A 19,335-nucleotide genomic window follows, 5' to 3' on the forward strand; every position below is an offset into this window, starting at 1 on the left:
GGGAGGGCGGCGGACATGAACGAGTGGGAAGCGGGACAGGACGACGAAGAGGCCGGAGCCGTGATGCGGACGGTCGTACGGCAGTTGAAGCTGTGGCGGGAAGCGGCCGGCCTCACCCAGGCGGAGTTCGGAGCGGCGATCGGGTACGGGGAGGAGCTGGTCTCGTCGGTGGAACGGGGGCGACGGATTCCCCGGCCGGAGTACCTGGACTCGGCGGACGAGGTACTGAGGGCAGGCGGGAAGATCGCGGCGCTCAAGCAGGACGTGGCGGAGGTCCGGTACCCCAAGAAGGTGCGGGACTTGAAGAAGTTGGAGGCGGAAGCCGTCGAGCTGGGGGCCTACAACAACTCGGTCGTTCATGGGTTGTTGCAGACCACGGAGTACGCGCGGGCAATCTTCAACGCACGTCGGCCGGGGTTCACCGAGGACGAGGTGGAACAGCAGGTTGCGGCGCGCTTGGCACGCCAGGAGATCCTTGATCTCACGACTGGACGGCGCGTCTTCAGCTTTGTCCAGTGTGAGTCAACGCTTCGCAGGCCGATCGGGGGCAGGATGGTGTTGCGGCAGCAGATCGAACGGCTGTTGGAGGTGGCTCAGTGGCGCAACGTGGACCTCCAAGTCCTGCTTCTCGACCGCGAGGAAAACTCCGGAACCGATGGTTCGTTCCGCCTGCTCAAACTCAGGGATGGAGCCACAATCGCGTTCAGCGAAGCACCCCTCAGCAGCCGAGTGATGACTGACCCCAAAGAAACGACGGTCCTTGGCATCCGCTACGGCGTCCTCCGCGCCCAGGCTCTCAGCCCACAGGATTCGCTGGCCTTCATCGAGAAAGTACTGGGAGAGACAAAGACATGACGCTCAAGGCTTCTGGAACTGACGGCAAGGTGGCGTGGATAAAGAGCAGCTACAGCACGGCCGACGGCCCCGACTGCGTCGAGGTGGCAGCCGCTCCCGACCAGATCCTTGTCCGCGACTCCAAGGACCCCCACGGCCCCCGCCTCGCCCTCACCCCCACCACCTGGGCGACCTTCCTGCCGTACGCCTCGGAGGGCTGACGCGCACGAGCCGACCGGCCGCCCGCGTGGCACCCGCTCCCGAAAGCGTGGACACTTCCCCGGAAAGTGTCCACGCTTTCGTCGTGGTAGGCATGTGCGGTGATCGGTCGCCTTCCCTTGGACGAGCAACTCGCTGCCCTGAAAACCACGCTGTCCCGCAACGAGACCCTGCTGGAGGTGCTCGACCGGACCGCGGCACTGGATCTGCCCGGCTGGTACCTGACAGCGGGCTGTCTCTTCCAGACCGTGTGGAACGTCGTCACGGGCAGGCCTCCCACCGAGGGGATCAAGGACTACGACGTCTTCTACTTCGACGACCGCGACCTGTCGTGGGAGGCGGAGGACGCTGTGATCAGCGCGGCGGCGCAGGCCTTCGCCGACCTGCCGACCGAGGCCGAGGTCGAGATCCGCAACGAGGCCCGCGTCCACCTCTGGTACGAGCGGAAGTTCGGCGTCCCGTGTCCCCCGCACATGTCGACCGAAGCAGCGATCGACAGCTTCGCCGCGACCACCTGCTGCCTGGGCGTGCGGCTGGAGCCCGGTGGCCGGTGGCGCGTCTACGCGCCGCACGGACTCTCCGACGTGTTCCGACTCGTCGTGCGCCCCAATCCGGTGCTCGCGCCGCGTGCCGTGTACGAGGCCAAGGCGGCACGCTGGCGTCGGCAGTGGCCCGACCTGACCGTACTGGAGTGGCCCTCGGACTGAGCCCGTGGGCAGAACCGCGCTCGGCATGTCCCACCGCCGTGCGACCGGCGGCCGGGCCCGGCACCAACGCGCGGTGGCGGTGCGCAGCCCACGGCGCGCCCCGCCACCACCTCACGCGTCCTACCTGACGCCGTCGCACGACCTCACGTCGTCGACCGGCGTCTCCGCGCCCCCGGGCGCCGTTCGCTCGGGCGGGTGACCGGGTCGCCCGCCTCGATCGCCGCCAGCCGGCGGCGCGCGCCGAAGTCGGCCAGGGCCTCCGCCAGCTTGTGCACCGACGGCTCCGGGGCCATGACGTCGACACGCAGCCCGTGCTCCTCGGCCGTCTTCGCCGTCGCCGGACCGATGCAGGCGATGACCGTCACGTTGTGCGGCTTGCCTGCGATGCCGACCAGGTTCCGGACCGTCGACGACGACGTGAACATCACCGCGTCGAAGCCGCCGCCCTTGATCGCCTCCCGCGTCTCCGCGGGCGGCGGCGAGGCGCGCACGGTCCGGTACGCCGTGACGTCGTCGACCTCCCAGCCCAGCTCGATGAGACCCGCCACCAGCGTCTCGGTGGCGATGTCCGCGCGCGGCAGGAACACCCGGTCGATCGGGTCGAAGACCGGGTCGTACGGCGGCCAGTCCTCCACGAGCCCGCGGGCCGACTGCTCACCGCTCGGAACCAGGTCCGGCCGCACGCCGAAGTCGATCAGCGCCTTGGCGGTCTGGTCGCCGACCGCGGCGACCTTGATCCCGGCGAAGGCACGGGCGTCGAGGCCGTACTCCTCGAACTTCTCCCGCACCGCCTTGACCGCGTTGACCGAGGTGAAGGCGATCCACTCGTAGCGACCCGTCACCAGGCCCTTGACCGCGCGCTCCATCTGCTGCGGGGTGCGCGGGGGCTCGACGGCGATGGTCGGCACCTCGTGCGGCACCGCGCCGTAGGACCTCAGCTGGTCGGAGAGCGACGCCGCCTGCTCCCTGGTACGCGGCACGAGCACCTTCCAGCCGAACATCGGCTTGGACTCGAACCACGCGAGCCGGTCGCGCTGGGCGGGGGCGGAACGCTCACCGACCACGGCTATCACCGGCCGGCCGCCGTCGGGCGACGGCAGCACCTTCGCCTGCTTCAGCGTCTGCGCGACCGTGCCGAGCGTCGCCGTCCAGGTCCGCTGCCGGGTCGTCGTACCGGCGACGGTCACCGTCAGGGGGGTGTCGGGCTTGCGACCGGCGGACACCAGTTCGCCCGCCGCGGCGGCCACCGAGTCGAGCGTGGTGGAGACGACCACCGTGCCGTCCGACGCCCCGACCTCGGTCCAGCACCGGTCCGACGCGGTACGCGCGTCCACGAACCGCACGTCCGCGCCCTCGGCGTCCCGCAGCGGCACACCGGCGTACGCGGGCACGCCGACCGCGGCCGCGATGCCGGGGACGACCTCGAAGGTCACCCCGGCCGCCACGCACGCCAGCATCTCCTCGGCGGCGTACGCGTCGAGGCCGGGATCACCGGACACCGCACGCACGACCCGCCTGCCGCCCCGCGCGGCCTCCATGACAAGATGTGCGGCATCCCGCACCGCGGGTGCGCCGACGGTTGTTGACGTACCGTCAACGACCTTCAGCTGAGGCGTGCCTGTGCCCGGAGCGGACGGCGCGGAGGAACCCGCCGCGTCCGTGTCCGTCGGCACTTCGGCAACGCCCTGCCTGGCGTGCCGGCGTACGACGTCGAGCACATCGTGCTCGGCGACGAGGACGTCCGCGTTCGCCAGCGCCTCCACGGCGCGCAGAGTCAGCAGTCCCGGATCCCCGGGTCCGGCACCGAGGAAGGTGACGTGCCCGTGTTCCGGAGGGGGTGGAAGGGTGGTGGGGCTCAATGTGCTCGCTCCCCCATCAGACCGGCCGCGCCCTGCGCCAGCATCTCGGTGGCGAGTTCGCGACCGAGCGCCATCGCCGCCTCATGCGTCTCGGGCACGGGACCGGTGGTGGACAGCTGCACCAGCGTGGTGCCATCGGTCGTGCCGACGACGCCCCGCAGGCGCATTTCCTTGACAATCGGCCCGTCCGCCAAAAGGTCGGCCAACGCCCCCACGGGAGCGGTGCAGCCGGCCTCCAGGGCGGCGAGCAGTGACCGCTCCGCCGTCACGGCGGCCCGGGTGAACGGGTCGTCGAGTTCGGCGAGCGCGGCGGTCAGCTCCGTGTTGCGCACGGTGCACTCGACCGCCAGGGCCCCCTGGCCGGGAGCGGGCAAAATCGTGTCGACCGACAGGAAGTCGGTCACCTCGTCGCTGCGCCCGACCCGGTTCATCCCGGCGGCGGCCAGCACGACGGCGTCCAGCTCACCGCTCTTGACGTACCCGATCCGGGTGTCGACGTTGCCGCGGATCGGCACGGTCGTGATCTCCATGCCGTGGCCGCGTGCGTACGCGTTCAGCTGGGCCATGCGACGCGCCGAACCGGTGCCGATGCGGGCGCCGCGCGGCAGGTCGGTGAACTTGAGCGCGTCACGCGCGATGATCACGTCCCGCGGGTCCTCGCGCTCCGGTACGGCGGCCAGGACCAGCTCGTCGTGCGGTGCGGTCGGCAGGTCCTTCAGCGAGTGCACCGCGAAGTCCACCTCGCCGCGCACCAGTGCCTCGCGCAGCGCGGCCACGAAGACGCCCGTGCCGCCGATCTGCGAGAGGTGCTCGCGTGACGTGTCGCCGTACGTGGTGATCGGAACGAGCTCGACAGGCCGTCCGGTCACCTGGCTCACGGCATCCGCCACCTGCCCGGACTGGGACATGGCGAGCTTGCTCCGCCTGGTCCCGAGCCTCAGTGCCTTCTCAGTCATGCCGGCCCTCGGTTTTCTGCGTCGGCCGCGTTCTGCGCGGCCTTCGCGTTCTTCTCGGTGCTTTCCCCGGCGCGGGAGACGGAGGCCACCGTCTCCGGGTCGAGGTCGAACAGGGTGCGCAGCGCGTCCGCGTACCCGGCGCCGCCGGGTTCGGCCGCGAGCTGCTTGACCCGCACGGTCGGCGAGTGCAGCAGCTTGTCGACCACCCGCCGCACGGTCTGGGTGATCTCCGCGCGGTGCTTGTCGTCCAGGCCGGGCAGCCGCCCTTCCAGGCGGGCCATCTCACCGGCCACCACGTCCGCGGCCATGGTGCGCAGGGCGACCACGGTCGGCGTGATGTGCGCGGCCCGCTGGGCCGCCCCGAATGCCGCGACCTCGTCGGAAACGATACGCCGGACCTGGTCCACGTCGGCAGCCATCGGAGCGTCCGCCGACGCCTCCGCGAGCGCTTCGATGTCGACCAGCCGCACCCCGGGGATGCGGTGCGTGGCCGCGTCGATGTCGCGCGGCATCGCGAGGTCCAGCAGGAAGAGCACGGGCTCCGGGCGCGGCGGCTCGGCCACCGGCTCCGGACGGCGCCGCTCGGGGATCCGGCCGGCGCTCGCCGCGGTCGCGGCCAGCGCGCCGATCAGTTCGGTGTCCACCTCGGCACCGCGCCGGCCGCCCTGGCGGCGGTCGACGGTGCCGCTCACGGCCCACGCCGCGTGCTGCTCCAGCGTCGCCGCGTCCATACCGGCGACGGCCGCCTCGCCCATCACGGAGAAACCGGGCGGTACGGAGGCCAGGTCCAGCGGGCAGTCCTCGTCGGTGCTGGTGGCGGCCACGGGGGCGGGGGGCAGGGGCGTCGGCCGCGCGGCCGGCGCCTTGCGCGCATCGTGCGCCGATGCCTCCGCGGCTCCGACGGCCCCGGTGCGTACCGTCTCCGGCTGCTGTCCGACGCGGCCCTCGACACCGGCGGCGATCGCGTCGGCGGTGAGGACGAGGCCGGTCGCACCGGTGCAGGAGACGACGACGTCTGCACGTGTCAGTTCATCCGCCACCGATCCCATCGGTATCGCGCGGGCCAGTACCTGCGTGTCCTCGGCCTCGGTGAGGATCTGCACGAGGCGCTCGGCGCGGTCGGCGGTGCGGTTGGCGATCACGATCTCGGCGACACCGGCCCGCGCGAGCGTGGCCGCGGCCAGCGAGGACATCGATCCGGCACCGATGACCAGTGCCTTCTTGCCCCGCGCCCAGCTGTCGACGGGCGAGCCGGCGGCCAGCTGCTCCAGGCCGAAGGTGACCAGGGACTGTCCGGCGCGGTCGATGTCGGTCTCCGTGTGGGCGCGCTTGCCGACCCGGAGCGACTGCTGGAACACGTCGTTCATCAGCCGCCCGGCGGTGTGCAGTTCCTGCGCACGCGCCAGGGCGTCCTTGATCTGGCCGAGGACCTGCCCCTCGCCCACCACCATCGAGTCCAGTCCGCAGGCCACCGAGAACATGTGGTGGACGGCGCGGTCCTCGTAGTGCACGTAGAGATAGGGCGTGAGCTCCTCCAGGCCGACCCCGCTGTGCTGGGCCAGCAGCGTGGACAGCTCGGCGACACCGGCGTGGAACTTGTCCACGTCGGCGTACAGCTCGATGCGGTTGCAGGTGGCGAGCACCGCGGCCTCACTGGCCGGTTCGGCGGCGACCGTGTCCTGCAACAGCTTGACCTGCGCTTCCACGCTCAGCGAAGCCCGGTCCAGCACGCTGACCGGCGCGCTGCGGTGGCTCAGCCCGACGACGAGAAGACTCATGTCGGCATCACCGCGGGTACGTCCCCGTCAGGCCCCTGGTCCGCGGCGGACTCCTGTCCACCGGCGGACGCCTGGCGCGCGGCGACGGGCTCCGGGCGGGAGCCGACAGGCGGGACGACGGTCCCGGCGGCCACCTCGCCGGCCTTGCGCTGCTCGTGGAAGGCGAGGATCTGCAGCTCGATGGAGAGGTCCACCTTGCGCACGTCGACACCGTCCGGGACGGACAGCACGGTCGGCGCGAAGTTCAGGATGGAGGTGACACCGGCGGCCACCAGCCGGTCGCAGACCTGCTGCGCGGCACCGGCGGGGGTCGCGATCACGCCGATCGACACACCCTCGCCCTGGATGATCTCCTCGAGCTGGTCGGTGTGCTGCACCGGGATGCCGGCGACGGGCTTTCCGGCCATCGTGGGATCGGCGTCTATGAGCGCGGCGACCCGGAACCCGCGGGAGGCGAACCCGCCGTAGTTGGCGAGCGCGGCACCGAGGTTACCGATACCGACGATCACAACCGGCCAGTCCTGGGTGAGGCCGAGTTCACGCGAGATCTGGTACACGAGATACTCGACGTCGTAGCCCACGCCCCGGGTCCCGTAGGAACCCAGGTAGGAGAAGTCCTTACGAAGCTTCGCGGAATTGACGCCCGCGGCCGCCGCCAGCTCCTCCGAGGAGACGGTGGGTACCGAGCGCTCGGAGAGCGCGGTGAGGGCGCGGAGGTACAGCGGAAGCCTGGCGACGGTGGCCTCGGGAATCCCTCGGCTACGGGTCGCCGGTCGGTGAGATCGGCCAGTTGCCACGGTGCTCCTGCGGGTAGAGCGGGGCTGCAGGCGGTCATACGTCCCCGGACCGCCCCGTCGAATGCAGGCTATGCCTTTGTGAACGCGTGCACAAAGATGGTGTCCGATTTGCCCACCCAACGTGACCGGGGTCACGCACCCCCGGCGCAGCCGTGCGGAACCGGTGCACGAGCACCATCGCTCCCTTTGTTCTGAGGGCAAAACAGCACACTCTCCTCTGTGCATCCCGCCCCCGAGACCAAGCCGCCATCGATTCTAAGCGACTTTTCCGCCACTTTGGACTGATTGGTCAGTTATGGATCAGTGGTCCTGAGCACCCACCCGGTCGGCCGGTCAGCCGGTCAGGGCTTTGCGGAGGCGGCCTTCGTCGACGCGCCAGAACGTGTGCTGGCGGCCGTCGACGAGAACGACGGGGATCTGCTCCCAGTACCGCTCGTGCAGTTCCGGGTCCTCGGTGATGTCCTTGCCCTCCCACGCGACCCCGAGGTCACCGCACACCTTCTCCACCACGGCCTGCGCGTCGTCGCACAGGTGACAGCCGGGCTTGCGGATGAGGGTGACGAGACGATCCTGCGGGGCTTCACGGCGAAAGAGCGGACTCATGTCAGCCATTCTCGCCCTGCGGCGCCACAGGGGAACCCCTCTGCGGCCACTGTGACGCTCAGTGCTGTGCCCGGGCCTGTGCCCCGGACCGGGTCGCGCGCCGGACCGGCCCCGCCCGACGGGAGGGACCGTCGGCTGCTTGCCGGGAGCGTGCACGGGGGTGGTGCACCTCGATCGTGCGATGGTCGGCTTCCGGGCTCGCGGCGTCGTGGGCCGTGCGGGTCGACGGGAACGTGCGGTCCGGGACGCCGGGGACGGCGTCAGCGGGCGGGCCCCCGCTCCACCGGCGTGCCGGTTCGGGACCTCCCCGCCGCCTCCGGCCACACCCATATGGCCAGGTCACGCGGGGCAGTGTCCATGGCGGCCTCCCGGGACCGGACCGCGCACCGGGTGCGTGTCGTCGCCCGGGGCCGAGCACGCCGGGGCCCCGGGAGCACCTTCCACGCCCTTGGGGCAGTGGGGGGAAGCGCCCAAGACCGTTCGAGGTGTGCGACCGGGCGGACTCGCCCCTGCCCAGCCCGGGGGGCGGCGCTTTAACGACACGGACGTGCAGAGTTCACGGTGTCCAAACCTCTCGGGTCCGGAACCGACGGCCGGACTGGTTATGCTCAACGCCATGGCCGCTCTCGGATGGCTCACCCCCCGTAGGCGCTCCGCCACGGCGCGGAGCGTGTTGGCAGGCGAGGCCTCGGCGGAGGCTGCCCGCAAATCCACTCAGGAGATTTCCGCCCGCGAACCGGAGTTCCCGGTTCACGGCGACGACCGGGCCGCCGCGTTCTTCGACCTGGACAACACGGTGATGCAGGGCGCGGCCCTGTTCCACTTCGGGCGGGGGCTGTACAAGCGGAAGTTCTTCGAGACGCGCGACCTCGCGCGGTTCGCGTGGCAGCAGACGTGGTTCCGGCTGGCCGGCGTCGAGGACCCCGAGCACATGCAGGACGCGCGCGACTCGGCGCTCTCCATCGTCAAGGGCCACCGGGTCTCCGAGCTGAAGTCCATCGGCGAGGAGATCTACGACGAGTACATGGCCGGGCGGATCTGGCCGGGTACGCGGGCACTGGCGCAGGCGCACCTGGACGCCGGGCAGCGGGTGTGGCTGGTCACGGCGGCGCCGGTGGAGATCGCCCAGGTGATCGCGCGGCGCCTGGGCCTGACCGGGGCGCTGGGGACGGTGGCCGAGTCCATCGGCGGCGTGTACACCGGCAAACTCGTGGGCGAACCGCTGCACGGCCCGGCGAAGGCGGAGGCCGTACGCGCGCTGGCGGCGGCGGAGAACCTGGACCTGGACCACTGCGCCGCGTACAGCGACTCGCACAACGACATCCCGATGCTCTCCCTGGTCGGGCACCCGTACGCGATCAACCCGGACTCCAAGCTGCGCAAGCACGCCCGCGCGATGGACTGGCGCCTGCGCGACTACCGGACGGGCCGCAAGGCGGCGAAGGTCGGCATCCCGGCGGCCGCGGGCGTGGGCGCGGTGGCCGGCGGCACGGCGGCGGCCATCGCGATGCACCGCCGCCGGCGCTGAACCCGACCGCGCTGAGCCTGACGGCCCCGAGCCCGGCGGCGCTCCCGCGCACACCGGGTGACCGGTCAACTCGGCGGCGACGGACGCCCGTACGGCTGCGGGCCTGATCAGCGGGGAACAAAAGTGACGCCCCGCCCGCAACCCGGCCAATCCAACTGCCGTACCCCGCAACCCCGCTGTCCAGTCCTCTTGGCTGCACACGGCCACAACACGCCCCGTACCGAACCGGGAAGCGAAGCTTTTCGGTCAACATTCGATCAACATCGGTTACTTGAATCGGTGTCAACAGGCCACGGAAACGACGTAATCGATGATTTGAGCAACTCGGTGTAGCAGCGCCTGCACGAAGCGTTATTCTCCTCAGACGCATTCGGGCACCCCTCCGTCGCTACGACGGGTGAACGGCCCGTACTGCACGTGATGGAAGCTCTGCCTCTGGGAGTCCCGTGTACCCACACGTCGGGGTTGACGACTCGGGCCTGACCGCACTGCGCACCGCAGTCGTCACGGCCCGGGAGTTGTTGCGCGGCTTCGTCCCCACCGCGTACGCCGTCCCCGCTTTCGCCACCGCCACCGTCGGCCCCAGCTACGCCATCGCCGACCCACCCGTCGGCCCCAGCTACGCCCTCACCGACGACAGCGCCGCGGTGGCCGGGCGCGGACGCTCGTCCGGTGCGGCCACCGCGCGCCGCCCCGCCGCGGACAGCGACAGCGCCCGGATGATGGACCTCGTGGAGCGCGCCCAGGCCGGCGAGGCCGACGCCTTCGGGCGGCTCTACGACCAGTACAGCGACACCGTGTACCGCTACATCTACTACCGGGTGGGCAGCAAGGCGACCGCCGAGGACCTCACCAGCGAGACCTTTCTGCGGGCGCTCCGCCGCATCGGCACCTTCACCTGGCAGGGGCGCGACTTCGGCGCCTGGCTCGTCACCATCGCCCGCAACCTGGTCGCCGACCACTTCAAGTCCAGCCGCTTCCGCCTCGAAGTCACCACCGGGGAGATGCTCGACGCCAACGAGGTCGAGCGGTCCCCGGAGGACTCCGTCCTCGAGCACCTCTCCAACGCCGCCCTCCTCGATGCCGTACGACGGCTCAACCCCCAACAGCGCGAATGCGTCACGCTCCGTTTCCTCCAGGGCCTCTCCGTCGCGGAGACCGCCCGCGTGATGGGCAAGAACGAGGGGGCGATCAAGACCCTCCAGTACCGGGCCGTCCGCACCCTCGCCCGGCTCCTCCCGGAGGACGCGCGCTGAGCGGAACGGACCCGCATCGACGGCACACCCTCCGTGACAGCCAACTCACCCTAGGTGAAACCTCGTTGACTCCCCCAACCGATCCTTCGGCACGCGTAACCCAAGTACCGCGCCGCTCGTTGTGCGGGATGCAGGCTCCCTGTGGTCACTCCCCGCCGACTCCGATCACCCGATCGTATGAACATGGTCAGGGGGTGGAACCCTCAGAACCCCCTGGGGAGTCGATCGTCATGACGAGAGGAGGTGCCGCCAGTGATCGCGAACGTATCGGCGCACCGGCGGGCGAACGCCTTCGCCCAGGCCCTGGAGGAGCAGTCCGACCGGGTCACAGCGGCCGAGCAGCCCGAAGGATCGGCACCGGGACCGGCCGCCGCGAAGACGGAACAGGAGCGGCTGCTCACGCTCGCCGCCGGTCTCGGCGCGCTGCCCAAGCCGGAGTTGGATCCCGAGGTCAAGGTCGTCCAGCGGGCCCGACTGGTGGCCGCATTCGAGGCCATGCTCCAGGAAGGCACCGCCGCGGGCGAGGCAGCGGATCCGTCCGCACCCGAACAGCGTTCACGCCACGCCCGGGGCGCTCACCGGGCGACCCCCCTGGGGAAGCTGAGACCGCGCTCACGGCTGGCCAAGGGGCTCACCGCGGGCGGCCTCGGCGTCACCGTGGCCGCCGGAGCCCTCGGCGGAGTCTCCGTCGCCAGCTCCGACGCCCTGCCCGGTGACTCGCTCTACGGCCTCAAGCGCGGCATAGAGGACGTCAAGCTCGGCCTGGCCGACGGCAACGACGAGCGTGGCCGCGTCCTCCTCGACCACGCCTCCATCCGGCTCAGCGAGGCCCGGCGGCTGATGGAGCGCGACCGCAGCGGCCCCCTCGACCACGAATCGGTCGGCGAGATCCGCCGCGCCCTGTCCGGCATGCGGCACGACGCGTCCGAGGGCCATCGGCTGCTGCGCGAGGCGTACCGTCTCGACCCGGACTCCCTGGGTCCCATGCAGGCCCTCTCCTCCTTCTCCCACTCGCACCGGCAGGCCTGGGGCTCCCTGCGCGACAGACTGCCCGCGCAGCTCGGGGACGTCAGCCGGCAGGTGTCGTCGGTGTTCGACGCCATAGACGAGGACGTCGCCCCGCTGCAGTCCCTGCTCCCCCGCCCACCGGCCGGGGACAGCGGCGTCAACGGCGAACCGCAGGACGACTCCGGGGCCACACCCGGCGCCCCGTCCGGTGCCGGCCGTTCCCAGACGCCCGGCACCGGCACCGACAGCCCCGACCAGGACAGCACCAGCAGCAGCGGTCCCAGCCGGTCCGCAGACGCCGGAGACGAGAGCGACAGCCTGCTCGGCGGCAACAACGGCGGGCTGCTCGACCCGCCGGAGGAGACCGGCGTCAGCACCTCACCGCCGTCCACCGGCGACGCCACCCCGCCCGCCCGGCCCGACGTCACCCTCCCGCCCCTCCTGCCCGGCCTGCTCCCGGGCTTGGGCATCGACAGCGAGACCGTCGACTAGGACCGTCGACCGGAGCGGACTGAACGGCAGGACGTACGTGGTCGGGGTGTCTCCTTGCGACAAGGGGGCGCCCCCGGCCACGTGCGTCCTGCCGTCGCTCTCTAGAAGAACACCGACCTTCGCTGGACCAGCAGCTTGTAGAGGGTGTGCTGGATCTGCTCCCGGACCTGGTCGGTCAGGTTGAACATCAGCATCGGGTCCTCGGCCGCCTCCGGCGGATAGTTCTCCGTGTGGATCGGCTCGCCGAACTGGATCGTCCACTTCGTCGGCAGCGGGATCGCGCCGAGCGGGCCGAGCCACGGGAAGGTCGGCGTCAGCGGGAAGTACGGAAAGCCGAGCAGCCGTGCGACGGTCCGGGCGTTGCCGATCATCGGGTAGATCTCCTCCGCCCCGACGATTGAGCACGGGATGATCGGCGTCCGCGCGCGCAGTGCCGTGGACACGAAACCGCCGCGCCCGAAGCGCTGGAGCTTGTAGCGGTCGGCGAAGGGCTTGCCGAGGCCCTTGAAGCCCTCCGGCATCACCCCGACCAGTTCCCCCTGCTCCAGCAGCCGCGCCGCGTCCTCGGCACAGGCCAGGGTGTGGCCGAGCTTGCGGGCGAGCTCGTTGACCACCGGCAGCATGAACACCAGGTCCGCCGCGAGCAGCCGCAGATGCCGGTCGGCCGGGTGGTTGTCGTGGACGGCCACCTGCAGCATCAGGCCGTCCATCGGCAGCGTCCCGGAGTGGTTGGCGACGATCAGGGCGCCGCCCTCCGAGGGGATGTTCTCGATGCCCTTCACCTCGACCCGGAAGTACTTCTCGTACACCGGGCGCAGCAGCGACATCAGGACCTGGTCGGTGAGCTCCTCGTCGTAGCCGAAGTCATCGACCGCGTAGTCCCCCGTGAGCCGACGGCGCAGGAAGGCCAGGCCACTGGCGACACGCCGGTCCAGGCTCTCTCCGCCGACTGCGTCCGGGCGTGTGCCGCGTGCGCCGCCGCCCGCGTCACCGCCGCCGGTGACCGGCTCCTGAGGCCGGTGCTCGCGGGGTCCGCCGGGCGCCGGAGCGTCGTCCCTCGCGGACGCCCGGCCCGGCAAGGGCTGGACCTCGCCCATCGAGGCGGCCCCGGCGCCCTTGCGCCGGCTGCCCGCGCCACGGCGGCGCGTCGGGCGCTGCGCCGCGCCCCCGGCACCGCCTGCGCCCCCCGCACCCCCGCGGGAACGGTCGTCGTCGAACGGAATGACCTTGGCGTCCGCCATCGTTGCTGCGCTCCTCAGTTGGCGCTCTGCTTCGGGGGGTGACCGCTGCCCGGCAGGGGCAGTGCGGCGATCCGGTCGACGGTCCTCGCGAGGACCTCCGGCGGAAGCAGCCCGGGGCCACGGCTGCGCACGAAGTCCGTGAACGTTTCTGCAGTCGTGTACTTCGGTGTGAAACCCAGTGTCTCGCGCATCTGGTCCGTCGCCACCGCTCGACCGTGTGTGAGCAGCCGGATCTGCTCCGGTGAGAAGTCCGACATGCCCAGCGTACGCACCAGCGAGCCCGCCCAGGTGACCGCCGGGAGCAGCAGCGGCACGGTGGGCCGGCCGAGCCGCCGCGAGCACTGGGACAGCAGCAGGACACCATCGCCGGCGATGTTGAAGGTGCCGCTGTTGAGCGTGCCGCGCCGGGGTTCGCGCGCGGCCAGGCGCAGCACGTCGACCACATCGTCCTCGTGCACGAACTGCAGCCGCGGGTCGTAGCCGAACACGGTCGGCAGGACCGGCAGCGAGAAGTACGCGGCGAGCGGGCTGTCCGCGGCGGGGCCCAGGATGTTGGCGAACCTGAGCACGCACACGGCGACATCCGGGCGGCGGCGCGCGAAGCCACGCACATAGCCCTCGACCTCGACCGCGTCCTTCGCGAACCCGCCGCTGGGCAGGGACTTGGGCGGGGTCGTCTCGGTGAAGACCGCCGGGTCGCGGGGCGCGGAGCCGTAGACGTTCGTGCTGGACTTCACCACCAGACGTTCGACGCGCGGGGACTTCTGGCAGGCACCGAGCAGCTGCATGGTGCCGATGACGTTGGTCTCCTTGAGTGCCGTCCGGCTGCTGCCGCTGCCGAGCGGCGTGCCCGTGACGTCCAGGTGCACGACGGTGTCGGCACCGGCCTCCGCGAGCACGCGCGCGACGGTGGGCTGCCGGATGTCGGCCTGGACGAAGTCGGCACCGCCCAGAGGGTGCGCGGGCCGGACCGCGTCCACGGCGACGACCCGTTCCACATCCGGGTCACGCTGGATCCGTCGGACGAAACGGCCCCCCAAAGGGCGGGCCGCTCCCGTCACGAGCACGACCTTTCCCAAGACCAGTGCCTTCCTCTTGCCTACGTCCTGCCCGCCAACCTAACGGGTCACGGCCACTTTGTGGTGTCCACTCGACACCTGGAGTGACGACGGCCGGGGAGGGGCGAACAGACCCGGCCCCACGTAAAGACAGTGGCCCCCCACCTCATCGGTGGGGGGCCACTGGACACGGTTCCGCGCCGCCGCTTACTTCTTGTTGCGACGCTGGACGCGCGTGCGCTTGAGCAGCTTGCGGTGCTTCTTCTTGGCCATCCGCTTGCGCCGCTTCTTGATAACAGAGCCCACGACTACCCTCGCTCACTTCTCATCACTCGGTGTTTGGGCGCCATGGGCCCACACGACCTACGAGGGGCCAGCCTACCCGCCCGAGCGCTGAGGTCGTAATCGAGGAGATCAGGGAGGCCCGCGAGTGTCCGGACGGGTCCTCCCCGGTTCGCCGTCAGGCGGTGTCCACCCCCACGTAGCTCTCGCGGAGGTACTCGTGAACCGCTTGCTCCGGGACGCGGAAGGACCGCCCCACCCGGATCGCGGGCAGATGACCGCTGTGCACCAGCCGGTACACGGTCATCTTCGACACTCGCATCACCGAGGCGACCTCCGCCACGGTAAGGAACTGAACCTCGTTCAGAGGCCTTTCGCCAGCTGCAGCCATGACACACCTGAACCTTCCGCACTCGACGGCCACCGGCTTCCCCTTCCGGTGACTCTTCGTCGCTGCGTGCTCACTCCCCAATGTAGGGGCGGGTGATGCGAGTGGGGAAGAGGTGCACCCATCGGCGGCCTACTGTGACAGACGGGCTCGATCGATTACGTAGCGGGTCAACGGCACATAGTGATCGGACCGTACGCCGTCATCAAGTGGAACCACCACCGACACGCACCCCTCGGCCTCCCCCACGAACGGGGCGGGGTCGTTCACATCGGCCAGCGCGATGGCCTCGAACCCCAGCTGACCTGCGCCGCAGGCCCAGCCGTGGTCTCCGATCACCAGCCCGGGGAGCGGCCCGCCGGCCTCGGCGGCCCCGGCGAGCGCGGTCCGAACCGGGAGCGGGGAGTGCGTGTGTGCGCCGGGCTCACCACCGGGGCGTTCGGGAACCGCGCCCCGGACGAGCGCGACTCCTCGCACGTAGTCGAGGCGGTACGTGCGTAGACCGAACCGGGTCGTTATGTCGACAGAGCGACCCCGCGCCGGGGTGAGGACGTCACATCCCGCCGCCGACAGGGCGTCTGCCAGAGCGGCGTAGAAACCGAGCAGCCGGTGCGGGTGGCCGGTGCCGAGCAGCACGGGCACACCGCTTCGGGCGGCGACCGCGAGACGCTCCGCACAGGCGTCCAGGGCCGCCAGGGTCCGCTCCGGGTCGATCACATCATGCCCGGAAACATGGCGAGGATCGGCCGAAACACCACACCTGTCCGCCATCAACTCGATCAATTCTCGCTGGCTCCACACCCGTCCCGGGTCCAGGCCGATCAGCAGGCGCGGATCCCGGGCGGCGAAGAGCCGGTAACTCCGCAAGCTCTCCTCCCGCGTGGTGGCCACGACCCCGGCCAGCCGGGCGGCCAGCAGATGCCCACGAAGGCCGCCGCGGTCGGCGGGGCCGGCGGGGCCAGCTGTGGTCGGCACGGGAGCGATGGTGCGCGACCCGGAGCCCGGGCGCCCCGGGAAACGGGAAAGACCGCACGGTTGGCGTAAGCACAACGAGCGACACCCGCTTCGGAGCCGGGCCGCGAAGCCCGGCTCCGGCCCGTTCACGCCAGCAGCCCCCGCAGCGGGAACACCGCTCGGCGGGTCGCCAGTACCGCCTGGTCCAGCCGGTCCGCCGGGTCGTAGCCGGCCTCCCAGGGCGCCCAGGAGACGGGCCACCGGCCGTCGGTCATCCGTGCCGGCCCCAGTCGCCGGGTCCGGGCGTACACCTCCTGCCGCCAGCTCTCGGGGATCACCGTCGCCGGATCCACCGGTCGCTCGGCCGCGATCGCCACCAGATGGGTCCAGGACCGCGGCACGACCTCCACCACCTCGTAACCGCCACCGCCCAGGGCCACCCAGCGCCCGTCGGCGTGCTCGTGCGCCAGCTCGTGGCACGCCGTCTGCACCGCGCGCTGCGCGTCCAGCGACACCGCCAGATGCGCCAGCGGATCCTCGAAGTGCGTGTCGGCGCCGTGCTGGGTCACCAGCACCTGCGGCCGGAAGTCCTCGAGCAGCTCCGGCACCACGGCGTGGAACGCCCGCAGCCATCCCGCGTCCCCGGTCCCGGCCGGCAGGGCCACATTGACCGCGCTGCCCTCCGCGCTGTCCGCCCCGGTCTCCTCCGGCCATCCGGTCTGCGGGAACAGCGTCCGGGGATGCTCGTGCAACGACACCGTCAGCACCCGTGGGTCCTCCCAGAACGCGGCCTGCACGCCGTCCCCGTGATGCACGTCGACGTCCACGTACGCGACGCGCTCGGCCCCCAGCTCCAGCAGCCGGGCGATGGCCAGCGCGGCGTCGTTGTACACGCAGAAACCCGAGGCCGCCCCCGGCATCGCGTGGTGCAGTCCGCCCGCGAAGTTCACCGCGTGCAGCGCGTCCCCGCGCCACACCGCCTCCGCCGCGCCCACCGACTGCCCCGCGATCAGCGCCGACACCTCGTGCATCCCGGTGAAGGCGGGATCGTCCATCGTCCCCAGCCCGTACGACGGGTCCGCCGTCCCCGGATCCGCCGAGGCCGCCTGCACCGCGCGGATGTAGTCCTCGCGGTGCACCAGCCGCAGCGTCGAGTCCCCGGCCGTCTTCGCGGCGACCACCGCCACCTCGCGATCCAGCCCGAACGCGCCCACCAGGCTCCGGGTCAGCGCGAGCCGCACCGGGTCCATCGGATGGTCCCGGCCGAAGTCATAGCCCGTTACTGCCTCGTCCCACATCAGCTGTGTGCGGCCGCTCATGCCCGCCACCGTACCGGTCCGGTTCGGGCGCGAACGACCTGGCATACACCGACGTCACCAGCACCAGCACCATCGGCACCAGCATCGCCCCGCGGTAACTCCAGGCGTCCCCGAGCGCCCCGACCAACGGGGAACCGATCAGGAACCCCACGTAATTGAAGACGTTGAGGCGTGCCACGGCCGCATCCGAAGCCCCCGGGCCGCCCTGCGCGAAAGCGCGCCGCCCCGCCGCCGCGAAGGTCTGCGGCACCAGCACACAGAGCCCCAGCCCCAGCAGCGTGAACCCCAGCATCCCCACCCACTCCCCGGGCGCCCCGGCCACCACGGCGAACCCCGCCGCCGCCGACAGCGCCCCGGCCCGCACCACCACCACGGCCCCGAACCGCCGCACCCCGAAGTCGCCGAGCGTCCGCCCCAGCAGCGTGGTGACCATGTAGACGTTGTACGGAACGGTCGCCGACTGCTCCGAACTCCCCAGCACGTCCTGGAGGTACTTCGCGCTCCAGTTCGAGACCGTCGAGTCCCCGATGTACGCCACCGTCATCACCACACACAGCGGCAACAGCAGCTTGGAGGTGACGGCCCCGCCCGCACCCCCGGCCTTCCCCGCCGCCTCCGTCACGGGCACGTCGGCCTCGCCGCCCCCGTCGTGCCCGCCGCCCTCACCGTCGACGTACCAACGGCTCCCGACCAACACCGCCGGCGTCAGCACCAGCACGACCGGCAGATACGACACCCACAGCGCCCACTGCCAGTGCGCCCCCACCCACGCGAGCGACGCCCCGGCGATCCCGCCCAGGCTGTAGGCGGCATGGAAGCTCAGCATGATGCTGCGCCCGTACGCCCGCTGCAGACTCACCCCCAGCATGTTCATCGAGGCGTCCAACGCCCCCACCGCCAGCCCGAACACGGCCAGTGCCACAGCCAGCCCGGCCAGTTGCTCCCCGGCCCCGACCCCGAGCAGCGCCAGCAGCACGACCGGCTGCGACCACCGCAGCACCCGGCTCGCCGGCACCCGCCGCACCAGCCGCTCCGTCGTCACACTCCCGACACCGGCCAGGACGGGCACCGCGGCGAGAAAAACCGGCAGCAACGCGTCGGAGACCCCGTACCGGTCCTGGACGGCCGGAATCCGCGTCACGAGCAGAGCGAAGGCGACGCCCTGCACGAGGAAGCCGAACGCCAACGAGGCCCTGCCGCGCCGCAGCACATCAGTCATGGCGGCGAGCGTAGGGCCCCGGTGTACTGGTGGGTAGGTCCGGCCGAAGACGAATTCCGCTCGGTCTCAGCGGAGTCGGTCTCAGCGGAGCAGTTCCGTCAACTCCCGCATGTCGGCGAAGAGTCGAGTGGCCCCGGCGAGCTTCTCGGCCGGCGTCATCGAGGCGAACCCGTACACGTCCATCCCCGCGGCGACCGCGGCCTGGATGCCGAGAGGGCTGTCCTCGACCACGACACACCGCTCCGGTGCGACACCCATCCGCTCGGCCGCGTACAGGAAGAGGTCCGGTGCCGGCTTGCCCCGTCCCACATCCTGCGAGCTGAAGATCCGCTCGTCGTCGAACCACCGGTCCAGCCCGGTCGTGCGGTGGCCCACCCGAATCCGCTCATGGCTCCCGGACGAGGCGACACAGTACGGCACACCGTCCGCGGTCAGCCGCTCCAGTACGTCCACGGCACCGGTGATCGGCTTCAACTCCCGCTCGAACGCTGCGAAGACGCGGGCGTGGAACACGTCGTCGAAGTCGGCCGGCAGCCGCTGCCCGGTCCTCTCCTCCACCAGGTCGTGCACCCGATGCATGGCGGACCCCATGTAGTCATGGATGGATTCCTCGTACGACGTCGGATGCCCGAGCTCGGTGAGGTAGCCGGCCAGCAGCCGGTTGGAAATGGGCTCGCTGTCGACGAGGACGCCGTCGTTGTCAAAAATGACCAGGTCATAGTGCATGACCTCGACCCTAAACGCAGAAAGCCCCGCACCTGTCGGTGCGGGGCTTTCCCACAATTTGTTCGGCGGCGTCCTACTCTCCCACAGGGTCCCCCCTGCAGTACCATCGGC

The 19,335-nt window shown here is 71.1% G+C and carries 19 protein-coding genes; 6 read left to right on the plus strand and 13 right to left on the minus strand.

Annotation, left to right across the window (positions count from 1 at the left end; genetic code table 11):
* Window positions 1-15: 15 nt before the first annotated feature.
* The 3 genes from AB0I73_RS31105 (at window position 16) to AB0I73_RS31115 (ending at window position 1,760) form a co-directional block, all read left to right on the plus strand.
* Window positions 16-855 (plus strand): helix-turn-helix transcriptional regulator, encoded by an 840-nt coding sequence (locus tag AB0I73_RS31105; RefSeq protein WP_363042951.1) that lies wholly within the window; start codon window positions 16-18, stop codon window positions 853-855.
* Window positions 852-1,055, plus strand: a complete 204-nt coding sequence (locus tag AB0I73_RS31110; protein ID WP_363042953.1) for a DUF397 domain-containing protein — start codon at window positions 852-854, stop codon at window positions 1,053-1,055. Before AB0I73_RS31105 ends, AB0I73_RS31110 begins: the two co-directional genes overlap by 4 nt.
* 99 nt (window positions 1,056-1,154) lie before the next feature.
* Window positions 1,155-1,760, plus strand: coding sequence for a nucleotidyltransferase family protein (locus tag AB0I73_RS31115; RefSeq protein WP_363042955.1), 606 nt, complete (start codon window positions 1,155-1,157; stop codon window positions 1,758-1,760).
* Window positions 1,761-1,903: 143 nt separating this feature from the next.
* On the opposite strand, the gene AB0I73_RS31120 is transcribed toward AB0I73_RS31115, so the two are convergent.
* The 5 genes from AB0I73_RS31120 to AB0I73_RS31140 all read right to left on the minus strand — a co-directional run bounded on the left by AB0I73_RS31120 (window position 1,904) and on the right by AB0I73_RS31140 (window position 7,762).
* Complete coding sequence (locus AB0I73_RS31120; RefSeq protein WP_363042957.1) at window positions 1,904-3,619, minus strand: bifunctional uroporphyrinogen-III C-methyltransferase/uroporphyrinogen-III synthase; 1,716 nt, start codon at window positions 3,617-3,619, stop codon at window positions 1,904-1,906.
* Entirely contained in the window at window positions 3,616-4,575 is a 960-nt protein-coding gene (gene hemC, locus AB0I73_RS31125; protein ID WP_109377610.1) for a hydroxymethylbilane synthase, read from the minus strand. The genes AB0I73_RS31120 and hemC overlap by 4 nt, the downstream gene beginning before the upstream one ends.
* Window positions 4,572-6,353 carry a glutamyl-tRNA reductase gene (locus AB0I73_RS31130; RefSeq protein WP_363042959.1) on the minus strand — a complete coding sequence of 594 codons (1,782 nt, stop codon included), beginning with the start codon at window positions 6,351-6,353 and terminating at the stop codon, window positions 4,572-4,574. The genes hemC and AB0I73_RS31130 overlap by 4 nt, the downstream gene beginning before the upstream one ends.
* On the minus strand, window positions 6,350-7,150 hold the full coding sequence (locus tag AB0I73_RS31135) for a redox-sensing transcriptional repressor Rex (RefSeq protein WP_363042961.1): 801 nt from the start codon (window positions 7,148-7,150) through the stop codon (window positions 6,350-6,352). Before AB0I73_RS31135 ends, AB0I73_RS31130 begins: the two co-directional genes overlap by 4 nt.
* A gap of 333 nt (window positions 7,151-7,483) precedes the next feature.
* The gene (locus tag AB0I73_RS31140) at window positions 7,484-7,762 is read right to left on the minus strand and encodes a glutaredoxin family protein (RefSeq protein WP_363042963.1); all 279 of its coding nucleotides are present in this window, start codon (window positions 7,760-7,762) and stop codon (window positions 7,484-7,486) included.
* Between the two features lie 607 nt (window positions 7,763-8,369).
* Here AB0I73_RS31140 and AB0I73_RS31145 point away from each other — a divergent pair.
* From AB0I73_RS31145 to AB0I73_RS31155, 3 genes are all read left to right on the plus strand, one after another.
* Window positions 8,370-9,281 (plus strand): HAD-IB family hydrolase, encoded by a 912-nt coding sequence (locus AB0I73_RS31145; protein WP_109377658.1) that lies wholly within the window; start codon window positions 8,370-8,372, stop codon window positions 9,279-9,281.
* 446 nt (window positions 9,282-9,727) lie between these two features.
* On the plus strand, window positions 9,728-10,537 hold the full coding sequence (locus tag AB0I73_RS31150) for an ECF subfamily RNA polymerase sigma factor, BldN family (protein ID WP_363042965.1): 810 nt from the start codon (window positions 9,728-9,730) through the stop codon (window positions 10,535-10,537).
* Window positions 10,538-10,789: 252 nt separating this feature from the next.
* The gene (locus tag AB0I73_RS31155; RefSeq protein WP_363042967.1) at window positions 10,790-12,037 is read left to right on the plus strand and encodes a DUF5667 domain-containing protein; all 1,248 of its coding nucleotides are present in this window, start codon (window positions 10,790-10,792) and stop codon (window positions 12,035-12,037) included.
* 101 nt (window positions 12,038-12,138) lie between these two features.
* On the opposite strand, the gene AB0I73_RS31160 is transcribed toward AB0I73_RS31155, so the two are convergent.
* The 8 genes from AB0I73_RS31160 to AB0I73_RS31195 form a co-directional block, all read right to left on the minus strand.
* Entirely contained in the window at window positions 12,139-13,278 is a 1,140-nt protein-coding gene (locus AB0I73_RS31160) for a lysophospholipid acyltransferase family protein (protein ID WP_363042969.1), read from the minus strand.
* A gap of 14 nt (window positions 13,279-13,292) precedes the next feature.
* Window positions 13,293-14,357, minus strand: a complete 1,065-nt coding sequence (locus AB0I73_RS31165; protein ID WP_363042971.1) for an NAD-dependent epimerase/dehydratase family protein — start codon at window positions 14,355-14,357, stop codon at window positions 13,293-13,295.
* A 186-nt stretch (window positions 14,358-14,543) separates the two neighbouring features.
* Window positions 14,544-14,642: an AURKAIP1/COX24 domain-containing protein gene (locus AB0I73_RS31170; RefSeq protein WP_003948845.1), complete on the minus strand. Its 99-nt coding sequence runs from the start codon at window positions 14,640-14,642 to the stop codon at window positions 14,544-14,546.
* Window positions 14,643-14,796: 154 nt separating this feature from the next.
* Window positions 14,797-15,009 carry a helix-turn-helix domain-containing protein gene (locus AB0I73_RS31175; protein ID WP_157842153.1) on the minus strand — a complete coding sequence of 71 codons (213 nt, stop codon included), beginning with the start codon at window positions 15,007-15,009 and terminating at the stop codon, window positions 14,797-14,799.
* A gap of 129 nt (window positions 15,010-15,138) precedes the next feature.
* A complete protein-coding gene (locus AB0I73_RS31180; protein WP_363042973.1) occupies window positions 15,139-15,981 on the minus strand; it encodes a phosphatase in 843 nt (280 codons plus the stop codon).
* Window positions 15,982-16,106: 125 nt separating this feature from the next.
* Window positions 16,107-17,279: an acetoin utilization protein AcuC gene (locus tag AB0I73_RS31185; RefSeq protein WP_363042975.1), complete on the minus strand. Its 1,173-nt coding sequence runs from the start codon at window positions 17,277-17,279 to the stop codon at window positions 16,107-16,109.
* Window positions 17,230-18,498 carry an MFS transporter gene (locus AB0I73_RS31190; protein WP_363042977.1) on the minus strand — a complete coding sequence of 423 codons (1,269 nt, stop codon included), beginning with the start codon at window positions 18,496-18,498 and terminating at the stop codon, window positions 17,230-17,232. The genes AB0I73_RS31185 and AB0I73_RS31190 overlap by 50 nt, the downstream gene beginning before the upstream one ends.
* Before the next feature lie 81 nt (window positions 18,499-18,579).
* Window positions 18,580-19,224: an HAD family hydrolase gene (locus AB0I73_RS31195; protein WP_363042979.1), complete on the minus strand. Its 645-nt coding sequence runs from the start codon at window positions 19,222-19,224 to the stop codon at window positions 18,580-18,582.
* Window positions 19,225-19,335 lie beyond the last annotated feature (111 nt).

This window comes from Streptomyces sp. NPDC050388 (assembly GCF_040655635.1).
In the GTDB taxonomy this organism is placed as follows: Bacteria; Actinomycetota; Actinomycetes; order Streptomycetales; family Streptomycetaceae; genus Streptomyces.

Coding starts and splice junctions, on each gene's coding strand:
- AB0I73_RS31105 (WP_363042951.1), top strand. CDS start 16: ATGAACGAGTGGGAAGCGGGACAGGACGACGAAGAGGCCGGAGCCGTG.
- AB0I73_RS31110 (WP_363042953.1), top strand. CDS start 852: ATGACGCTCAAGGCTTCTGGAACTGACGGCAAGGTGGCGTGGATAAAG.
- hemC (WP_109377610.1), bottom strand. CDS start 4,575: ATGACTGAGAAGGCACTGAGGCTCGGGACCAGGCGGAGCAAGCTCGCC.
- AB0I73_RS31130 (WP_363042959.1), bottom strand. CDS start 6,353: ATGAGTCTTCTCGTCGTCGGGCTGAGCCACCGCAGCGCGCCGGTCAGC.
- AB0I73_RS31140 (WP_363042963.1), bottom strand. CDS start 7,762: ATGGCTGACATGAGTCCGCTCTTTCGCCGTGAAGCCCCGCAGGATCGT.
- AB0I73_RS31145 (WP_109377658.1), top strand. CDS start 8,370: ATGGCCGCTCTCGGATGGCTCACCCCCCGTAGGCGCTCCGCCACGGCG.
- AB0I73_RS31160 (WP_363042969.1), bottom strand. CDS start 13,278: ATGGCGGACGCCAAGGTCATTCCGTTCGACGACGACCGTTCCCGCGGG.
- AB0I73_RS31175 (WP_157842153.1), bottom strand. CDS start 15,009: ATGGCTGCAGCTGGCGAAAGGCCTCTGAACGAGGTTCAGTTCCTTACC.
- AB0I73_RS31185 (WP_363042975.1), bottom strand. CDS start 17,279: ATGAGCGGCCGCACACAGCTGATGTGGGACGAGGCAGTAACGGGCTAT.
- AB0I73_RS31190 (WP_363042977.1), bottom strand. CDS start 18,498: ATGACTGATGTGCTGCGGCGCGGCAGGGCCTCGTTGGCGTTCGGCTTC.
- AB0I73_RS31195 (WP_363042979.1), bottom strand. CDS start 19,224: ATGCACTATGACCTGGTCATTTTTGACAACGACGGCGTCCTCGTCGAC.